Raw genomic sequence first — 687 nt, 5'->3', positions numbered from 1 at the left:
AACTCCATTGGTGTGGTAAAAGGCTCCAAGGACTGGGTGTGCTCCGGCAAGGTGTCCAACTGGCACGACTGACATCCGCATATCGCCAAAAGCTGTCACGTTTAAGCCCGGCTTGCCGGGCTTAAACGCATTGCCGGTTTCCCGCTCTGAGGTTCGCGCCTCAAGAGGCACTCCTACCGAAAAGCCGACGTCCCCTGACTGGTGAGAACGGTGGTCCCACCGCGATGCAAACAACGTTGGTTAAGCGGCAGGATGCACGCCTTAACTCAGCCACAGGTGGTTATCCCACCACCCCCCCGGCAGTTCCAGCCACTGGCTTTGTACCTCTGCGGTGCGGCTATCGTAGTAGCGGCATTTGCCCTGCCCCGAGGTCACCGCAAAACCACCCGGCACCGCGCCAACACCGGCACAGTCGGACATGGGCGCATCCAGCAGCGTATCGCCGCTATCCAGATCCCAGATAAAGAAACGGTTTCCCCGTGGCGCGGTCATGGCCACTTGCCGCTGCTCGCTGTGAATGGCAATGCTGGCCGTGTATTGATCCATCATCGCCAGTTGTGCCCGGCTGACCGGGAACGGTTGATAGGCTTCCCCGGGCCGCTTGATCGCCAGTAACGGCACACTGTTGTAGGCCGGGCCATGGTACTGCTGGCCGGTAATCACGGTGCCATCGGCAGCCACATCCAG

Annotated in this window: 1 protein-coding gene; it reads right to left on the bottom strand. The window is 60.6% G+C overall.

The annotated features are described in order from the left end of the window. Nucleotides 1-261: 261 nt before the first annotated feature. Nucleotides 262-687 (bottom strand): DUF1513 domain-containing protein (locus tag A3754_RS03730; RefSeq protein ID WP_156496757.1); only part of this gene is annotated, 426 nt, incomplete at its 5' end.

The sequence above is a fragment of the Alcanivorax sp. HI0083 genome, from assembly GCF_001635175.1.
The sequence above is the reverse complement of the archived record's forward strand: the minus strand, read 5'-3'. Positions and strand labels throughout refer to the sequence as shown.